Source organism: Pseudoalteromonas sp. S4492, assembly GCF_005886115.1.
Classification (GTDB): domain Bacteria; phylum Pseudomonadota; class Gammaproteobacteria; order Enterobacterales; family Alteromonadaceae; genus Pseudoalteromonas; species Pseudoalteromonas gelatinilytica.
Genome location: NZ_PNCP01000034.1, coordinates 57,260 through 74,082 on the forward strand (window position 1 = coordinate 57,260; position 16,823 = coordinate 74,082).

11 protein-coding genes are annotated in these 16,823 nt (G+C 43.1%); 2 read left to right on the forward strand and 9 right to left on the reverse strand.

Going from position 1 to position 16,823, the window contains the following annotated elements:
• Nucleotides 1-67 precede the first annotated feature (67 nt).
• Together CWC28_RS10235 and agaR are read right to left on the reverse strand one after the other, a co-directional pair.
• Nucleotides 68-2,884 (reverse strand): TonB-dependent receptor, encoded by a 2,817-nt coding sequence (locus tag CWC28_RS10235; protein WP_105180134.1) that lies wholly within the window; start codon nucleotides 2,882-2,884, stop codon nucleotides 68-70.
• 315 nt (nucleotides 2,885-3,199) lie between these two features.
• Nucleotides 3,200-3,964, reverse strand: coding sequence for a transcriptional repressor AgaR (gene agaR / locus CWC28_RS10240; RefSeq protein WP_054561067.1), 765 nt, complete (start codon nucleotides 3,962-3,964; stop codon nucleotides 3,200-3,202).
• A gap of 160 nt (nucleotides 3,965-4,124) precedes the next feature.
• Here agaR and CWC28_RS10245 point away from each other — a divergent pair, with 160 nt between their 5' ends.
• Nucleotides 4,125-5,456, forward strand: a complete 1,332-nt coding sequence (locus tag CWC28_RS10245; RefSeq protein ID WP_199775132.1) for a sugar MFS transporter — start codon at nucleotides 4,125-4,127, stop codon at nucleotides 5,454-5,456.
• 30 nt (nucleotides 5,457-5,486) lie between these two features.
• On the opposite strand, the gene CWC28_RS10250 is transcribed toward CWC28_RS10245, so the two are convergent.
• The 6 genes from CWC28_RS10250 to CWC28_RS10275 are packed head-to-tail and all read right to left on the reverse strand — an operon-like array spanning nucleotide 5,487 to nucleotide 12,189.
• Entirely contained in the window at nucleotides 5,487-5,999 is a 513-nt protein-coding gene (locus CWC28_RS10250; RefSeq protein WP_138625110.1) for a hypothetical protein, read from the reverse strand.
• Nucleotides 5,992-7,686 (reverse strand): GMC oxidoreductase, encoded by a 1,695-nt coding sequence (locus tag CWC28_RS10255; protein WP_138625111.1) that lies wholly within the window; start codon nucleotides 7,684-7,686, stop codon nucleotides 5,992-5,994. The genes CWC28_RS10250 and CWC28_RS10255 overlap by 8 nt, the downstream gene beginning before the upstream one ends.
• Before the next feature lie 13 nt (nucleotides 7,687-7,699).
• The gene (gene nagA, locus CWC28_RS10260) at nucleotides 7,700-8,863 is read right to left on the reverse strand and encodes an N-acetylglucosamine-6-phosphate deacetylase (protein WP_105174499.1); all 1,164 of its coding nucleotides are present in this window, start codon (nucleotides 8,861-8,863) and stop codon (nucleotides 7,700-7,702) included.
• Complete coding sequence (locus tag CWC28_RS10265; protein WP_105174498.1) at nucleotides 8,841-9,764, reverse strand: ROK family protein; 924 nt, start codon at nucleotides 9,762-9,764, stop codon at nucleotides 8,841-8,843. The genes nagA and CWC28_RS10265 overlap by 23 nt, the downstream gene beginning before the upstream one ends.
• A 17-nt stretch (nucleotides 9,765-9,781) precedes the next feature.
• Entirely contained in the window at nucleotides 9,782-10,900 is a 1,119-nt protein-coding gene (locus CWC28_RS10270; protein ID WP_063702646.1) for an SIS domain-containing protein, read from the reverse strand.
• 23 nt (nucleotides 10,901-10,923) lie between these two features.
• Nucleotides 10,924-12,189: a D-tagatose-bisphosphate aldolase, class II, non-catalytic subunit gene (locus CWC28_RS10275; protein WP_063702648.1), complete on the reverse strand. Its 1,266-nt coding sequence runs from the start codon at nucleotides 12,187-12,189 to the stop codon at nucleotides 10,924-10,926.
• A gap of 274 nt (nucleotides 12,190-12,463) precedes the next feature.
• Here CWC28_RS10275 and CWC28_RS10280 point away from each other — a divergent pair, with 274 nt between their 5' ends.
• Nucleotides 12,464-13,924: a Gfo/Idh/MocA family protein gene (locus CWC28_RS10280; RefSeq protein WP_063702650.1), complete on the forward strand. Its 1,461-nt coding sequence runs from the start codon at nucleotides 12,464-12,466 to the stop codon at nucleotides 13,922-13,924.
• 145 nt (nucleotides 13,925-14,069) lie between these two features.
• Here CWC28_RS10280 and CWC28_RS10285 read toward each other — a convergent pair whose 3' ends face one another.
• Nucleotides 14,070-16,748 (reverse strand): M14 family metallopeptidase, encoded by a 2,679-nt coding sequence (locus CWC28_RS10285; RefSeq protein ID WP_063702652.1) that lies wholly within the window; start codon nucleotides 16,746-16,748, stop codon nucleotides 14,070-14,072.
• Nucleotides 16,749-16,823 lie beyond the last annotated feature (75 nt).

Genomic DNA, 16,823 nt, shown 5'->3' on the forward strand with positions numbered 1-16,823 from the left:
TTTTTTAAAAAAAATAAAAGCGCCTTTGCAGGCGCTTGAACAACACTAACAACTGGGAATACAAAGATTAAAAGCTAGCACGTACACCTAATGCGACTTGAGTACCAAAACGCTCAAGGTAACTCACTTGGTCAGTACGCTTGGTGTAACCCCAATAACGCTCATTCGTTAAGTTCGTTGCTTCGGCAAACACTGTGAATTGGTCACTGATGTTATAGCTCATGCTGGCATCTAACTGACCATAATCAGAGATCCAATATGGACCGCCCCATGCATCAGGATCCGACAAGAATTTGCTACGCCAGTTATACGCTAAACGTGCTTGGAAACCATATTGCTCATAGTAAACCACGGCGTTATATGAGTTTTTCGACATGCCTCTAAATGGCAAACCTGACTCTTTGAGCTCTGGCTCATCGTAGCTACTGTCAACATAAGTGTAGTTAAGCTGAAAGCCTAGGCCATTGAAAGGTTCTGGTAATAAGTTTTCAAGCGACTGCTGATAAGCAAACTCAGCACCTTTGATCGTTGCACCGTACTTACTCTTACCAGGGTAAGATGCAAAGTAACGCACACCTTCAATTTCAACTGGGCTTTCTACGTAATCGATAAATGATTTCAGGTCTTTGACAAACACCCCACCACTTAACGAGCTGCTGTCTTCAAAGTACCACTCTAAGGTCATATCGGCTTGATTAGCTTCTTCTGGTGTTAACGATGAATCGCCCATCGAAAGTTGTGGTAACCCTTCACGATACGTATCAAAGTTTGGCGCAAGCCATGGGCGTAAATAGCCTAACGATGGGCGGCTAATCACTTGTGCCGCAGAAAAACGGTAAATCAAATCATCAGTAATACTAAGCTTGAAGTTCATGCTTGGTAAAATGTTGCTGTAGTCCCCTTTAAATGATTGTTCAACAGTTTCACGCCAACCATTTTCAAGTGGTTTACCATCTTCTTGTAGGTCAATTAACGATAGATCATACACTGATCCTTTAGAGCTCACTTCTGTTTGCGAACCACGGATACCTACGTTTAACATATACGGCATATTTGCAAGAGTGCTCTCGAGCGTCACTTGCGCATACGCGGTTAGAACTTCTTCGGTTACCTCATAAGTGCCCGATGAATTGAGCGATGCAACAATACTCTTATCGGTTGCTTCAGCATTAATTGAGCGATAATAAGCAAGTAACTTATCGTAGTCGAAACTTGGCCATGGCTCTGGTGTAATGCTACTTTCGCCTTCTAAGAAGTTATCGAAATTCGCTTCAACAAACACATCGCTTGGGATTTCAAAGAGGTTAAAGTCACCCACATTCACTACGGTGCTGTCATCAAATTCATAGCCATCGCGCTCTAAATATTGACCACCATTACTGAATTGGCTGGCATTTTTTGATGCATATTCAAGCTGACTTTTAGTTTGTTCAAGGTAAGTTAAACCAAAATCAACACGGGTCACTAAATCACTTTCAGGCACAAACGTACCGGTAAACTTAAAGTCATTAACCGTGTCTTCAACCCCAGTACCTGTATTACGGCTATAGTGAGCACCGTATGATTGATCCGCAGTTAAGCCCGGCGATAAAGTAACATCTGGCAGCATATTACCCGTGGTGTAATCAATCCCAATTGAATCTATAAAACCACGCGCAACAATAAAGCGGTTATCACCCCCGTTTTCGTTTTTCGCTTTTGAATGGGCAACATCCACAGCCAGTGTTAGGCCATCCATTGGATACCATTTAGCATTAAGGGCAAACTGATAAGTATCGGTTTTACGTGGGTTGGTTAGGTTGAGTAGCTCCACCATGGTGTTACCGGTTTGCGTCATTGATACTACACGGCCTGTGTCATCAAATTCTGCATCAGTAAACACTGGCGTGCCTGGCGTCCAGCTTTCATCATAGTTAACAAAACCAATTTGATAGCGATGGCCGTCAGTATTGTAACGAGAATAAAGAGCATCAAAGTTAATATCTAGGGTATCTGTTGGACGCCATTGCATTGCTAACGTCGCACCGACGCGTTCACGCACATCCTGCGCGTTCGCAAAATACATGTAACTCGGGATTTTTGAGGCAAATATTTCACTTTGCCCATCAATTTCTCCGTTACCGTTCATGTCGACTGGCACACCTGCGCTGTCTGCCCCCCAACCTTCTTCTTCGTCAAAAAAGCCGCTTGCCGAGTATGTGTCTGCACGTAAGGTTTTCTTAGAATACGCACCCGAGAAAAGCACACCAAAAGTATCATCATTAAAGTTGTCACCGATGATGAATGAAGCATGCGGGTGTACATCGCCTGTTCGAGATTCATAAATCCCTTTTGCTGAAGCGCTCAAGGTAAAGCCATCTTGATCTAGTGGTTTACGCGTTTCGATATCAACAACCGCACCAATGCCCCCTTCAATTAAGCGTGCTTCTGGTGACTTATACACTTGTAGTGCACCCACTAACTCTGAAGCAATCGTATCAAAGTTAAAGTCGCGGCCTGAGTTTTCAGAAGCCAGTTTACGACCATTCAACGTGGTAATGTTGTAGCCGCCACCTAAACCACGGACTAAAATATTTTGCCCCTCACCGCCATTACGAGTAATGGTGATACCCGGAATACGCTGCAATGCTTCCGCTAAGTTTTCATCGGGGAACTTACCGATGTCATCAGCGACAACGACATCAACAACCGTCGTTGCTTCTTTCTTTCGAAAGTTTGATTCTTTAATACTGCTACGGATCCCTGTAACTTCAATAACCTCAACATCCTCTTCGGCCTTACTATCGTTTTCTTGTTGTTGGGCCGTTGCAGCGAAACTGACTGATGAGGCCAGAATCGAGCTTATCAGCACGCTCAAATATGTTTTTCTAGTTGTTGTTGCCATGATGATTTCCTGTTTTTAAATGTTCAGATTTTTTCACCATAAAAATGGTAATGAGTAAGGCCTTATATTTAATCTATAACAAAATGAAACAATCTAGCAACAATAAATTACCTTGTGAAACTTTCGATAGTTACGAAATTTGTTTTATATATGAAAAAAATGGCTTCGAATGCCTTTAAATATGGGACTTTAATTTCGAAAGTTACGATAATGATTTTTTTTAAAAGATTTTCTTTCGGTGGGCTGGTACGATTTATTTTGGATAATAAAAAGGCGGCAAAAGCCACCTTTTATTAATCCTATTTAACTAGGGAGTTAAACAGTAATCACCTCAATACCTAAGCTCGTTAATGATTCAACAAACTCTGCTGGCATATTTTTGTCGGTGACCAGTACATCGATTGATTTAAGCGGCAATACATTATACAAAGCACGCTTACCAAATTTACTTGAATCTGTGACTGCAATGACTTTATCTGCGCGGGTGCACATGGTGCGATTCAGCATTGCCTCGGGCTCATAATGGGTGGTGATCCCTGCTTCTGAGTCGATACCATCAACCCCTAAAATAACCTTTTTAAAGTTATATTTACTAAGTGCTTGCTCGACTTCATTTGAGTAAAAAGACATTGATTTCTTTCGTAATTGCCCACCCAGCATAAACACATTTGCATCTTCAATATCAGCCAGTACATGGGCAATATTAAGGCCGTTTGTCATCACAGTAAGGCCCTGCTTATTGGTTAATGCTTTGGCAACTTCTTCTGTGGTGGTGCCAGAATCAATTATCAATGAATCGCCATCATCAACCAAACTTGCCACAGCTTTCGCTAATAACACTTTCACTGCGTAGTTTTCGTTATGCTTATCTTTTACCGAAAGCTCTTTAGCCAATTTATCGCAGGCAATTGCCCCACCACGTGAACGGACAACTAAGCCTCGTTTACCGAGCTCGTTAAGATCATGGCGAATGCTAACCTCCGAAATATCAAAGGTTTTAGCAAGATCTTTAACATTTACTTTGCCATTTTCCTCGGTCATCAGGACGATTTTTTGTCTTCTTTCTATTGTGGTTAGCATAGCTGGCCTGTTGTTTTAATAGCTGCTTTCAAATTTGTAGTTCAATATTACACAATTTACAGTTTCAAAGCCAAATTTAGTTTCGAAATAAAATAAAACTTTCAAAACTTACGAATTTTGTTTTATGATTATTTCACAACAATCTTCTTTGGTGACAAAAATGACAACACAAAGCTCACTGTTAGAGCAAACAGAACACACCAATCGCACGCAATTACTGCCTATGATGATCATAGGTGGGTTGTTTTTCTTATTTGGTTTTATAACTTGGCTTAACGGCTCCTTGATCCCATTTTTACAAATGGTCTGCGATCTCAACCATATTGAAGCTTATATGGTGACATTGGTGTTTTATATCGCCTATACCGTGATGGCACTGCCAAGCGCTAAGATTTTGCAAATATTCAGCTATAAGCACGGTATGTCGTTTGGTTTAGGTACCATGGCATTGGGTGCACTGTTGTTTATTCCTGCGGCACAAATTCAAGCGTATTGGTTATTTTTGGTTGCCTTATTTACGTTAGGTAGCGGCCTCACCTTATTACAAACTGCTGCGAATCCTTACATCGTGCTAATAGGCTCTAAAGACACAGCAGCCGTGCGCATTAGCATTATGGGTATTCTCAATAAGAGTGCTGGTGTGGTTGCTCCATTGCTCTTCTCAGCGATTGTATTTAGCGACATTGCCAGCTTTAGCCCAGAGGCTTTGGCCCAATTAAACAGCATTCAAAAGCAATTACAGTTACAAGAACTGGCTAATCGTTTAATTACTCCTTACTTTGTAATGGCAATCGCATTAGCAATATTAGCGGCGTTAATCATGCTGGCCCCGCTACCTGATATTGAGCAACCAAAAACCAGCAACAATAGCGAGAGCAAATCAGTACTGCAATTTCCACACTTAGTTTTAGGCGTGATAGCCCTATTCTTTTACATAGGTGCAGAAGTCATTGCCGGCGACACTATTGGCCTTTACGGCAAAGAACAAGGGGTATTGCAGTTCGCAGAACTCACCTCTTACACCATGGGCTTTATGGTGCTAGGTTATGTTTTAGGTATCGTATTAATTCCTCGCTTTTTTAGTCAGCAACAGGCGCTGATATTTTCTGCGTTAAGTGGTTGTGTGTTTTCACTTGGTATCATTTTGATTGATCCGCAACAAACTGCGATTTCGAATTTAGTGCTCTTTTGGCTTGCTGATAACAGTTTTCCTGATACCGTGTTATTTGTTGCATTACTTGGCTTATCGAATGCGCTGGTATGGCCGACCATTTGGCCTATGGCCCTTGCAAATCTTGGCGATAAAACTCAAACCGGCGCGGCATTACTGATTATGGGGATTTCTGGTGGCGCGCTATTGCCTTTGGTATACGGTGTATTTGCAGAATATACAGGCAATGCACAACAAGCTTATTATCTGTTGATCCCTTGCTATGCGTTTATTCTTTATTACGCACTGATTGGTCACAAACTAACAAGTTGGCGTAAGTAACGACATGGGCAGGCTTAGTTGTTTTACTATTTAACTGGCCTGCAATTTTTCTGATGTGAAATAGCCCAGTAGCAAAAATTCACGCACGGTAAAAATACACTTATAAATTAAATACTCGTCACGCTTATCAAGGCTCACTTCTGAAAGAGGTAAGGCTTGCTGCGCTATTATGCGCTGTTGCTGCAGTGAAGAAATAGTAAATAAACTTGTGAGTTTATCTGCTAATTGCGACGATGAAAGAGCACCTTCTGCAATCAGCTCTGCGCCTTTTAAGCATGCCGTACGCTCAGTCGTAGTTAGTGTATTTGCTAGCATTAAATCTGTGAAAGCGACTAAATTAAAATACAGCTGTTCATTTGGCTCCAGTTCCAAAATAACCGCCTGCATTTGCGTGACCACATCCCGGTGAGCCGCTGTTTTAAGCACCTCAAAATGATTGTCATCCACTTTATCAAATAGCTGAGTCGCAGCCACTGGCGTAATAGCCGCACCGAATAATGCTGCTAAACATTTAATCGCATTTCGCCTTTGTAGATCAGCCATTGAACACCCCATTTTGATAATGTCGTGCAGCATGATCGGCGGCTCTTGCAGTAAATGCCATATAGGTTAACGAAGGGTTCTGATAACCCGACGAGCACATAAACGAGCCGTCAGTGACATAGACGTTACGCACACTATGAATTTGGTTGTAACGATTAAGCACTGAGGTTGTAGCATCATGTCCCATGCGCGCAGTTCCCATTTCGTGGATGGCTTGCCCCGGCGCTGAGCCTTTATCGTACGCTTGCACATTTTGATAACCAGCTTTGCTGAGCATCTCGACGGCTTGCGCTTTCATATCCTCGCGCATGCGCTGCTCGTTTTCAGCAAATTGGCAATCAAAATTAACTAAAGGTAATCCCCATTGATCTTTTAATACCGGATCTAAGCTCATTTTATTACGATGATAAGGCAGGCATTCACCAAAGCCTATTAATGCAACTTGCCAAGGCCCAGGTTTGGCAAGCTCTTCTCGAAAAGCCTTACCAAAGCTAAGTTCTTTAAAGCCCCGTCGCCAATCTTTGCGTGTTGCGTATCCTTGATAGCCATAGCCGCGAATAAAGCTATGCTGCTCACTATCATTAAGATTTCGAAAACGCGGAATATGAAAGCCAACGGGTCTGTCGCCATCATTAAAGTCATCAGCAAAACCTTTTGGTTCACCCGTTGCGCCAACCCTAAAATGGTGATCCATGAGGTTATGACCAAGCTCTCCACTATCGTTCCCTAAGCCATTAGGGAAGCGTGCAGAGGTTGAATTTAATAACAAGGCTGTTGTAGCCACCGTTGATGCGCAGCAAAAAATAATCTTCGCTTGCGCGATACGCTCTTTTTTAGATTCAGCATCAATTACTTTCACACCTGTGGCCTGCCCGCTTTCTGGATTGTAAATAATCTCTTTAGCAATGGAGTGAGTCTGAATAGTGAGTCGTCCAGTACGCATCGCTGCAGGTAAGGTCGAGGCTAAACTACTAAAATAACTACCGGTTGGACAACCTCGCATACAGCGGTTGCGCTTGCTGCATGGAGCACGACCTTGCTCAGGCTTTGCCTTAGTTAAATGCGCAACTCGCCCAATGGTGAGGTGCCGATTAGTGTAGTGAGTTAATAAACTTTGTTTAAGCTGCTGCTCTACGGCATTAAGCGCAAAAGGAGGTAAGTAAGGTCCATCTGGTAGCTGAGGTAAGTTCAGTGCTTCGCCAATAACCCCGATGTAGGCTTCGACTTTATCGTACCAAGGCGCAATATCTTGATAGCGCACAGGCCAATCAACGCCGTGACCATCTTGTTTGTTGGCTGCAAAATCTATATCACTGAGGCGCAAGCATTGCCGCCCCCAAGTTAATGAGCGTCCACCAAGATGATACCCTCTGATCCAATCAAAACGCTGTGATTCTTGATAAGGGTGCTGCAAATCATTCACAAACCAGTGTTTTATTGATTGCTTGGTGGCATAGCCAGTGCGTGCTTGTTTAGCTTGATTCTGTTTTTCTAGTAAGCTGGGCCTGTCGCGAAATGGCAGTTGCCAATCATCTTTAAAGGCAGTGATATAGTCAGTACCGTGCACAACCTGCCTACCACGTTCCAGTAGCAGTACATTGAGCCCTTTTTCGGTCAGTTCTTTAGCAGCCCAGCCGCCAGTAATGCCACTGCCAATAACAATGGCATCGAATACTTTTGCCTGCATTCTCACTTAACTTTTAAAAGATTTGCTTACCCGCACAGATCGTTGCTTGAACAGAAAAGTCTTTATCGAGCAGTGCAAAATTAGCCTGTTTACCAACCGCAATACTGCCTATTTGCTCCGCTTTATTTAAAAACTCAGCGGGTACTAAACTGGCCATTTTAGTTGCTTCAACTAGGCTTGCGTCGGTTAGGTTATAAAAACGCTCAACGCCAACTTCCATGGTTAATGTACTGCCCGCTAAAGAACCGCTCTCAGTTCGTGCAACACCTTGCTCAACCACAATAGGAAGCTCACCTAAACGGTAGCGACCATCTTGTAAGCCTCCGGCGCTCACACAGTCTGTGATCAAAGCAATTTTATCTGCTCCTTTTAAACGGTAAACCATGTTCATGATGCTCGGGTGCAAATGAATACCATCAGGAATAAGCTCAACCATGGCATCCTTGTCCATCAACAGTGCGCCAGTACAACCAGGATCACGATGATGAATACCGCGCATACCATTAAAAATATGCACACCACCGCAAGCACCATGGGCAAGAGCTTGTGTTGTTTGCTCAAAATTAGCATCTGTATGACCCAGCATCACACGCACGCCTTTATCGGTGATATAGCGGATCATGTCGGGGGATTTAAGTAGTTCTGGCGCCAACGCAAATGAGCTTAAGCAACCTTCACATGCGGCATAAATTTCATCAAATCGCTGTTTAGTAAGCTCTAAAAAAAATGACTCGTTATGCGCGCCTTTATGCGCTTCTGCAAAGAATAAACCTTCGTTATAAGCCCCTAGCAACTGCGCCCCAGCCAAGCCTTTTTGATAGGCACTCGCCATATTTTTATAAGCTTGAATTGAGACGTCCCAGTCTGCAGTCACCGTTGTGCCAACAAACCCCGTTACGCCATGCTTTGCTAAAGAACGAGAAATAATCTCTAGTGATTCTGGGGTGCCGTCCATAATATCGCAGCCTTCACGGCCATGAATATGTAAATCAATAAAGCCTGGAAATAAACTGTGCTCACCTAAATCTATTACTTCGATCTCGGGCGCCATTTGCGTAGTAATGGCAGTAATTTTACCTTGCTCGACCAAGACCACATGATCGAGTAAAACCGCATCAGCAGTCACCACTTTTGCGGCTTTTAAGTAATAGCGATTAAGATGCGTTGGAATTAGCATGAACACTTCCTATTATTGCAGCGCCTCTTACGCCGCTAGAATCACCAAATTTTGCACGCTTCACGTCAGGCACGGCAAAACCTGAAAATAAATGAGTTTGAATTGCGTCAGGGAGCTTTTCTACAATTGCATCAATGAGCGACAGCCCGCCCCCCAGTACGATAACTTCTGGGTGCAAACTTTTACTAATGGCAGCAAAGGTTTCACCAAGAATATCTAAGTAACAAGCGAGCACCTTTAATGCTTGCTCATCACCTAGTTTAATATCGTTTGCCCATTCAATCGCAGATTTAGGAGATTGCGTAATATGTTGATACAAGGTTTGTACACCAGGCCCAGCAATATAACTTTCGACACAGCCATTTAAACCACAGCCACATTTTAAAACCGGTAGCTGGTATTTTTGCTGCAAATATGCAGACAGTGGTAAATGGCCGTACTCTCCCGACATACCCAAGCCTTGGTTAAACAAGGTTCCATCAATGCACATCCCTCCCGCCGCACCAGTGCCAACAATGGCACCGAATACTCGGCTATAACCTTCACCAGCTCCGCCATTAGCTTCTGATAAGGCGAAACATCGGGTGTCATTTAATATCGCAACAGGGCGTTTTAATAATGCTTGAAGATCGTTGGCAATCACTTTGCCTGTGGCACACGGCACATTAGCCGACAGCACTTTACCTTCATCATTAACGATACCTGGCATACCGATGCCCACCGCACCTTGGCAACCTGTCAGCTCATCGGCTTTAATTACCTGCTGATAAATTGCGTGCAAAAATTGCTGATAGTCATCAGTTGGCGTAGTAATACGCCAACTTTGCTGTTGCTCTAAATTATCATTAAAAATGGCGGTCTCTATTTTTGTACCACCAATATCGAGTCCGTAAACAGCCATATTTTACCCAACACTACTTAGCGAGAAGTTAATGGGTAAATAGTTACCCCTTTTACAACACGGTTAACTTCGCCCGTAGGACAAGGATTATCAGGTGTTAAACCGAGTGACATTGATTTATAAAATGCAAAAATCTGACAATAGACAATATAATACAGACCTTGCCAAACATCATCTAGCTCGACCAGTTCAGTATTTAACGCCAGCTTTTTAACCGCTAAACATTGTTGGTCATTTAATAGTTCATTAAATAAATCAGTATCATACAAACTGCTATAAAAATCACTTGAGGCCATTAACAACACTGCGGTTTTATCATTAATGATGGTTTTAGGACCATGACGAAAGCCAAGAGGGGTTTCAAAGTAACTAATTAAATCCCCATTGGTCAGCTCTAAGCACTTTAAGGCCGCTTCTTTCGCATAGCCAAGTAACGAGCCTGCCCCTAAAAACACCAAACGTTCAATATCAGTTTGCGCAAAGCCTTTGATCTCTTCAAGTTGCGTTTCGAGCATCTGCTCTGTCTGCGTAGCCACTTGTGCAAGCTGGTTAACATCAGGGGTAAAAATACATAAGGTTGAAAGCAGCATTGAGGTGAAACTGCTGGTCATTGCAAAGCTTTCATCTAAGGTTTCTTTTGGCATAAGTACACTAAAACTATTTTTTTTAGCTGCCGCCCTTTTCGCTAATTCACCATTTTCATTACAGGTAATGACTAAGTGATAGCACTTTTCAACAACTTGCTCTGCGATATCAACCGCCGCGACACTTTCAGGGCTATTACCTGAACGCGCATAAGAAATAAGTAAAGTGGGTGTGCTCTTTTGTAAAAACCCATGGGGGTTAGACACAATGTCGGTGGTGCTAACTGCGCGCACATTTAAATCAGTTTTAGCTGTTAAGTGAGGTGCTAATGCCTCGCCAACATAGGCTGATGTGCCAGCTCCTGTTAATACGATTTGTAATTCTTTTAATGCCAAAATTGGCGCTAGAAATGCATTTATTTCTGCTCGATGCGTTTCAATAATAGCCGCCGTATTGCACCATGACTCTGGCTGCTGGGAGATTTCTCTTGCTGTCCAATAAGCGTTTTGTTGCTTAAGCTCTGTTTCGTTTAATGATAAAAACTGCGTCATAATTAATTCTCTCTCAACACCACTTATTGATTACAAGCACGCGAATAGGTATTCGTGACTTCCATTATTTTATTAATTACTAACTCACGGGGTGATGAGTTAATTTGGCCATTGATCAATGCCTTATATTGCGCTGGCATAAATTGGCTAAGTAAAGTTTGTGGAATAATTTGCCCTTCTAAGTTGGCAAATAAAGTTTCTACTGTTTGCTTTATTTCATCTTCAGGCCAGTAGTAACGAATACGGTCGCTATAACTATAAGCTCTAAACAGCTTAGCTTCAGCACCTTGTGTTGGATAAAACTTATTCCAGTAATGTGGCTTTTCTAGCATGATGCGCTCACATACATCACGTAAATTTGAACGCTTAGCCGCTTCGACTAATTGATCTTCAATATAAGATAACGCAAACAACCCTTCGCGTAGTGCATAGGTAAGCTGAGGACCCACTTTTAATATGGCAAAGTGATCTTGCACCAACTCGTGATAGCAATGATCTGGCTGATAGTCGGTAGAGTGAGCTTCATAAACAAGATTATCGACAGTGGTGATAAACTCTTTCAGTTTTTGCGCTTCATTACGTTGGTAATCAAAAACTTGATGGTTATCAAATTCAACTCCTGGCTGCACAACAACAGCAATAACGCGTGACCAGACATCGCTTATGTTTAAGTTAGCAAATGCAGCCTGATGTAATTCGATTGTTTGCTGCACTCCCTCAACATGCGATACCTCAATAATTTCATGCTCTTGTGTTGCGCCACCTGGAGGAGGGACCTCAGTGCCCACTACATACAGAATATCGTTATCTTTTGCTACCGACTCAGCGGCTTGGCACATCAATGCGGCACGTTTGGCAATTTCGGCATCAGCTAAACGTTTTCCATCGTCAGCGCATGGCATACTGGCATCTAAATGAATTTTCTTAAAACCCGCACTTGCATAGGCTTTTACTAGTTCAACAGCTTTAACCATCGCAACGTCTGCAGGCTCATTTACCCAACACACTGGGCCTAAATGATCACCACCTAAAATAATGCGCTGGGTATCTAACCCTATTTTTTCCGCTATTGCATGAACAAACTCAACGAAGTCATGGGGCTTCATTCCTGTGTAACCACCAAACTGATTAACTTGATTCGCTGTCGCTTCAATTAAAATTTCGGTGTCATCATTTAGAGCTTGCAACATTGCTGCTTCGATAACGAGCGGGTGTGCACAACACACAGAATAAATACCCTGCGCTTGCCCTACTCGATTGTTATTTATAATCGTTTTTAATGCATTCATGGTTTTCTCCAAGCAGCTTACGCTAATGGTTAGATACGTGATTTGAAATTACATTAGCACAGCGCGAAACGCTGCGCAACAAAACGAAAGATAACGAAAGTCGCAAAATAAGTTAAAAACACACTTCCCACGGTATTTTATAAGGATAAAAATGATAAAACCCAAAGTTACGAAAGAATTTGAAAGCATTTAATTGTAATTGACTTTGAGTTGCGATATAACAGAAACAACTGAAACCCACTATTAAAACAATCTCAGTGATTTAGGTATCGTTATGACAATAGATAGACGTAGTTTTTTAAAATCTGCCGCAGCCATTACCGCCGCGACAGTCGTGACTGGCTGTGCGAAAAGCCAACAAGGTGATAATCAAAGCACACCACTTGCAGCACAAGGTAAAAGCGTAATGGGCTTAGCTGTGCCAGCAATGGATGTGGTACGTGTTGGTTTTATTGGGGTTGGTCAACGTGGTAGCGGTCATGTAAAACACCTTTGCCATATTGAAGGGGTTGAAATTAAAGCTATTTGTGACACTGATCAGCTGATGCTAGATAAGTCTGTTAATTATGTTGTTGAAAAAGGCTTACCTAAACCAACTGCTTATACGGGTTCTGATAAAGCCTATTTAGACATGCTTGCTCGCGATGACATCGACATTGTGATCATTTCAACACCTTGGCGTTGGCATACACCAATGAGCGTCGCGACTATGGAAAGCGGTAAACATGCCTTTGTTGAAGTACCTGCAGCAACCACGATGGAAGAGTGTTGGCAACTAGTAAACACTGCTGAACGCACGCAAAAGAACTGTATGATGATGGAAAACGTTAACTACGGCCGTGACGAGTTAATGGTTTTAAACATGGTTCGTAAAGGCGTATTTGGTGAGTTATTGCATGGTGAAGCTGCTTATATTCATGACCTGCGTTGGCAAATGAAAGAAATTGACCGTAGTACAGGCTCATGGCGTACTTACTGGCATACCAAGGTAAACGGTAACTTATACCCAACCCATGGTTTAGGCCCAGTTTCTCAGTATATGAACATCAACCGTGGTGACCGCTTTGACTTTGTTACCTCAGTCAGCTCACCAGCACTTGGCCGCGCCGCCTATGCAGAGCGCGAATTCCCTGCAGGCCACGAACGCCGCTCGCTGAAATTTACCGCTGGCGACATGAACACCAGCATTATTAAAACAGTGAAAGGTCGTAGCATTATGGTTCAGCATGACACCACAAGCCCACGCCCATACAGCCGCCATAACCTAATTCAAGGTACTAATGGCACATTTGCTGGATTCCCTAATCGTATTGCTCTTGAAGATGTGCCACCAGCCATCGCGAAAATTTACCAACAGCAATATGAAGCTGAGCTCGCTGCGTGGGAAAAAGCTGGTTCACAGGGCCGTAAGCCACATATGCAAAACTTCCATAGCTGGGATCAAGATATGGAAAAATGGCGTGCTGAGTTTGATCACCCACTGTGGAAACGCATGGGTGAAGAAGCAGTACGTAACGGCGGCCACGGCGGTATGGACTTCATTATGCTTTGGCGCATGATCTACTGCTTACGCAACAATGAGCCACTCGATCAAGATGTTTACGATGCCGCAGCATGGTCATCAATCTTCCCGCAAAGTATGGCATCAGTTGCTGATAGAAGTAACAGCAAAACAATTCCAGACTTTACCCGTGGCGCTTGGCAAACAGGTAAGCCACTAGGGATTGTGTCTTAACACTTTCTCTCCATGGAACACTAAAAAGCCCGCTCTTTGCCCTGCGGGCTTTTTTATTGCCCACTCTTTTTGGAATTGTGTTTTATAAATATCTAAACACAAAAAAGCCCGCAACATCGGCGGGCTATTCGTTTAGAATTTAACCTTACTGAGCATGAGCTGCAGCGCGGAAAATCGTGTTAGTTAACAGTACATTCATGCCTTCAAGGTAGGCACGGTAGGTTGGTGATTGTGTAAAGCCTATTACCATGCCTTTGCCTTGCGGTTGATGAACAAGCAATGGCTTATATGCAAGCTGTGCTTTATTTTGCTGCCATAAATAACCACTTGCTAGCACATCATCCTTACCTGTAAACCACGCTAGGTTTTTACCTGAGTTCAGTTTTATAGGCGTGTAAATATCATTACCGTAAGCTACTGCAACAAGGTCTTTATCAACCCCTGCGGTTAACCAATGCTCTTGGTCTACTTCAACATTAGCAAGTACACCGGCTACATAGTCTGGCGATGTATGTGGCTCAATGCTCGCTGCTTTTAAATCATCGCGAGAAGCGAATAACTGCCCTGCCACTTTACTGCTTTTATCATCGCTGCTGTCGGCTTTATCTTCTCGATAAGCTTGCTCGCGCTTCACATCTAATAAGCCGTAATCAGCATTAGTAGTAAAGCGGTTAGCATTACCTAAGGCAATCAATACGCCGCCTGCCTCAACCCAGCTTTTTAAATTAGCTGCGCCCGATTTACCTAATGCTTGCTCGTAATTACCTTCTGGTAAAATTACGACTTGATAGTCACTTAAATCAGCCCATGCAAGCATTGGCGTACGAATCGCCGTGACTGGGTAGCCAAGCTGTCTTTCGATTACAAAACGGGTGCTACCGGCGCTTAGCTCACTGGTTGGTGCATCCCATGCAATCGCCACTTTTGGCGCTACCATTGGCACGGTTTTGTTGCTACCAAAACTTGGGCCTTCAATCACCCAACTTGAATCAACACCATCGACAATTGCCCCTGTTTGCTCGGCAATTTGACTAATTTTAGTCAGTAAGTCTTTATCGTTTAGGCGCTTTTCAATGACTAAGCTGCCCGCTGGGTAGCTAGTTTTATCACCTAATACAAATGCTTGGTCAACACTTTTCAGTTTAACCCCTGCTTGAAGCGCTGCAGTTAAAAAGCGTGCTGCAGCCGTGTCGCCCCACGCAACGATATAAGCCACAGAGGCTTCTGGGTTATTCACTTTGCCAAGCAATGTGTCGTTGGCCTGAACGGCTTTACTGTCGGCACTCACCGCCTTACCACAGCTGTCGCTATCAACATTAAACATCATCGGCAGTGACCAACCTGTGACATCGTAAATTTCATCACCTAGGTTACGAGCGCGACGTCTTTCTTGCTCTTTGACAAATGCCTCAGCCATATCAACTTGGTCTGTAAACGTGGTACGCACAAAGACACCACGCGGCTGTGCGGTATCAATAAAATAACTACCCGCTTTGTACTTAACACCACAGGCTTTGAAGTCTTCGGTTGCTTGTTTAACTTCAACACCATGTTCAGCCATTAGGGTAGCAAGCTTGTGCGTGCCTTCACGATTGCTTTGCTTAGGTAAGATATAAACACGCTCTTTGCTTTTCTTACCACTGTCAATCGCATCAATTTGATATTGATAAAAATCACCTAGTAGTTTTTCACGTTGATTAGCAGCTCCTTCGGCAGTCGAAATTGAGGCCACAAACTGACGCTTTACAGTATTAAAATACGTCAGTAGTTCACCGGTATTTTTCTCAAAAACATGGCCTCGCGCAGAGCCTACTTCGTAAGTTGATGCTGATGCACCATAAAAAACAGGCCAGCTATCACCGTAGCCTGGGTAAAAGGCATCAAAAATTTCACGGGTAAAGTAATCAAAGCCAAATTCATCAAAATACTTTGCATGATTTTGCCCAATTGCATCCATGTTTGCGATTTGGGTTTTCGTCATATGCGGATTAAATGGCTGAGCAGCCGGTGCAAAGTAGTAAGATTGGTCGCCGCCCATTTCGTGAATATCAACCACCACTTGTGGTTTATATTTATTGATTGCCGCAACTTTACCTTTACTTTCAGGCTGAGTAAGCGCTAACCAATCACGGTTCATATCAAACAGATAATGATTAGTTCGGCCTCTTGGCCACGGCTCATTATGCTCTGCACTTAACCTATCTGCACTGTGCTCAAGACCCACGGTCGCATAATAACGAGTAACAAAGCGCTCACGGCCATCAGGGTTTTGCAATGGGTCGATAAACACCACGGTGTTGTCTAAAATTTTGCTGTTAATGGCATCATTCGGGGCTGCTAGTAAGTGGTATGCAGTGAATAGTGCAGCATCGGTTGAGCTAATTTCATTACCATGCACGGCATACTGAAGCCACACAGACGTCGGTAAATTTTTAATTAGCGACTTAGCTTCTTTTTCAGAGGTGATACGCGGATCAGCTAAGGCTTGGGTGTTATTGGCGAGGGTTTCTAATGAGCGAATATGCTCCGCGGTGCCAACCACCGCATAAACTAGTTCACGACCTTCCCAGCTGTTTGCGTACTTAAACACTTTAATACGATCAGGCGCAGCTTGTTCAAGGGCGCTTAAATAACGACGCATATCGTTGTAATTAGTAATGCGCTCACCTACATCGTATCCAAGTACTTGTTTAAATGTTGGTATTTGCTGATTATAAGCCGTGCCCGGCCACATTGCTTCGGTATTCGCTGCACTGGCATTAAAGCTTGCCGTTATTGCCACAACACTCACTGAAATGGCTTTTATTATTTGTTTGGCGCTCATTATTTTTCCCAAGTAAAAGTATCTGCTTTGTACATTACAAAAGTATTGAAAATAAACAAATTAAAAACGTTAGAT

What these genes read in the sequence shown, in the direction of transcription:
- agaR (WP_054561067.1), bottom strand. Translation starts at nt 3,964, where the DNA reads ATGCTAACCACAATAGAAAGAAGACAAAAAATCGTCCTGATGACCGAG.
- CWC28_RS10275 (WP_063702648.1), bottom strand. Translation starts at nt 12,189, where the DNA reads ATGAATGCATTAAAAACGATTATAAATAACAATCGAGTAGGGCAAGCG.
- nagA (WP_105174499.1), bottom strand. Translation starts at nt 8,863, where the DNA reads ATGCTAATTCCAACGCATCTTAATCGCTATTACTTAAAAGCCGCAAAA.
- CWC28_RS10285 (WP_063702652.1), bottom strand. Translation starts at nt 16,748, where the DNA reads ATGAGCGCCAAACAAATAATAAAAGCCATTTCAGTGAGTGTTGTGGCA.
- CWC28_RS10270 (WP_063702646.1), bottom strand. Translation starts at nt 10,900, where the DNA reads ATGACGCAGTTTTTATCATTAAACGAAACAGAGCTTAAGCAACAAAAC.
- CWC28_RS10245 (WP_199775132.1), top strand. Translation starts at nt 4,125, where the DNA reads ATGACAACACAAAGCTCACTGTTAGAGCAAACAGAACACACCAATCGC.
- CWC28_RS10255 (WP_138625111.1), bottom strand. Translation starts at nt 7,686, where the DNA reads ATGCAGGCAAAAGTATTCGATGCCATTGTTATTGGCAGTGGCATTACT.
- CWC28_RS10235 (WP_105180134.1), bottom strand. Translation starts at nt 2,884, where the DNA reads ATGGCAACAACAACTAGAAAAACATATTTGAGCGTGCTGATAAGCTCG.
- CWC28_RS10265 (WP_105174498.1), bottom strand. Translation starts at nt 9,764, where the DNA reads ATGGCTGTTTACGGACTCGATATTGGTGGTACAAAAATAGAGACCGCC.
- CWC28_RS10280 (WP_063702650.1), top strand. Translation starts at nt 12,464, where the DNA reads ATGACAATAGATAGACGTAGTTTTTTAAAATCTGCCGCAGCCATTACC.
- CWC28_RS10250 (WP_138625110.1), bottom strand. Translation starts at nt 5,999, where the DNA reads ATGGCTGATCTACAAAGGCGAAATGCGATTAAATGTTTAGCAGCATTA.